Origin of the sequence: Luteococcus sp. H91, from assembly GCF_038433135.1 — a bacterium.
GTDB lineage: Bacteria > Actinomycetota > Actinomycetes > Propionibacteriales > Propionibacteriaceae > Luteococcus.
In genome coordinates this window covers 1-1759 of the sequence record NZ_JBCDMV010000052.1, presented here as the reverse complement: position 1 = coordinate 1759, position 1759 = coordinate 1, and the positions used below count along the sequence as shown (strand labels likewise).

Below are 1759 nucleotides of genomic sequence, written 5' to 3'. Positions count from 1 at the left end.
GGCGCACTCGACCAGTCCACAGGACACGAGATGATGCAGGTCCTCACGAACTCCACGCGCATGGCCGGAGCCGCGCTGGTGGTCGTCACCCATGACGTGAGCGTCGCCAAGTGGTGTGGACGCGTCGTCGAGATCAGGGACGGCCTGGTCCACAGTGACCACCTCACGGAGGCCAGCCGATGACACCCCAAGGACCAGCAGACACCCAAGGAATCAGCTTGCGCTGGGTGCCGGCCGCATCACGGCTGCTCGCCGCGAGACTCAGAACCCAGCGCGGTGAATTGCTGCTGTTCGGCGCGGGAATCGTGGCCGCTGCGGTGTGTTCGGCCATCCTGTTCACCCTTGCGGGAGGAACCTGGATGTTCTACCAGCGGTTCACGAACCCCTCGGGCCTGCTGGCGGAGCTGTCACACGATCCCTTCTTCCACATGGTCCTGGCCTTCTATGTCGGCCTGGCCAGCTGCGCCTGCGCCTTGGTCCTCCCCTCTGCGATCACTCTGGCCATCGCTGGAGCACAACTCGGCGCACGAGGCCGGGAGCAGCGGTTGTCTGCGCTGCGACTTGTGGGGCTTTCGTCTCGTGACGTGACCCGGATGGCGTTGCTCGACACCTTGTTGCAGGCGGTCGTGGGGACGGGCGTGGGCTTCGTCGTGTACCGCGCGACTCTGCCGTTGTGGTCGGGCATGACCTTCCAGGCCGTCGCGGTCAGGCCGGGTGAGATGGGCCTGCCTTGGAACTTGGTGGGGGTGGTCGCGGTGACCTTGGTGACCGTCAACTGCTTGGCGGCAGCATGGGGTCTGCGGCGGGTGCGGATCACGCCGCTGGGTGTTGCACGTCGCACCCGCGGTCCGCGGGCCTCCCTGTGGCGATTGGCTGCCTTCCCCGCGATCCTGTTGGCCTGCTACGTCTTCGTGAACACCATCCGCGTCGAACAGAACACCTCTGTTCTTCTCGTGGTCGCGGCTGTCGTGGTTCTCTTCCTGATCGCGGTGGACCTCATCGGCCCATGGCTGCTCCAACTGCTCACCCGGCCCGTGGCCCGGCATGCACCTGGGGCGGCACTCCGGCTGGCTTCATGGCGGATCGTGAACGATCCCCGTGCGACGTGGCGACGTGCGTCCAACACTGCTGTCCTGGCCTTCATTGCGAGCTCCCTTGCCTGCGCCCCGTTCTCCTACGACCTGGCCGAGAACCCGACGCCCACCGAGCAGACCTTCATGGACAGGGCCCAACCGGACCTCGTTACCGGAGGAATCATCGCCCTGGGAGCCGGCCTACTCCTCACCGCTGCCCACCTGCTCATCACCCAAGCCTCTGCCACCGTCGACCGCGCACACCAGAGCCGTGCCCTGCAGCGCATGGGAGCCCCCAGCACCTTCGCCCTCAGAACCATGTGGCTGGAGACACTCCTGCCCTTGATGGGCAGCACCGCAATGGGCAGCCTCATGGGTGTAGCCCTTGCCTGGCCGATGCGGCAACAACTCATCGCCTCCGGAATGGCCGTGACCGGTACCCCTTGGCGTCTCCTGGTCGTCCTCCTGCTCGGACTCGCCATCGCCGCCGGCGCAGTCGCCGCCTCGACACCGCTCCACCACCGACTGCTGCAGAACGACAGACGCAGCAACGACTGAGCCGAACAGACCCCCAGCACCATCAGCCGGGGAGACCACTACAGCATCAGGAGAAGAATCTCATGTACCAACCGCTGCACATCTCGCTGGAGACAGCGCAACCACAGCACATCTGGGTCGCCGTAGCC

At 65.8% G+C, this 1759-nt stretch carries 1 protein-coding gene and 1 pseudogene; both read left to right on the top strand.

Features of this window, described 5'->3' with window-relative positions; all coding sequences use genetic code 11:
* A pseudogene (locus AAEX57_RS16145) lies at window positions 1-183 on the top strand (ABC transporter ATP-binding protein); the annotation flags it as partial.
* Window positions 184-227: 44 nt separating this feature from the next.
* Window positions 228-1631, top strand: coding sequence for an FtsX-like permease family protein (locus tag AAEX57_RS16140; protein WP_342093319.1), 1404 nt, complete (start codon window positions 228-230; stop codon window positions 1629-1631).
* The last annotated feature ends 128 nt before the right edge of the window (window positions 1632-1759 follow it).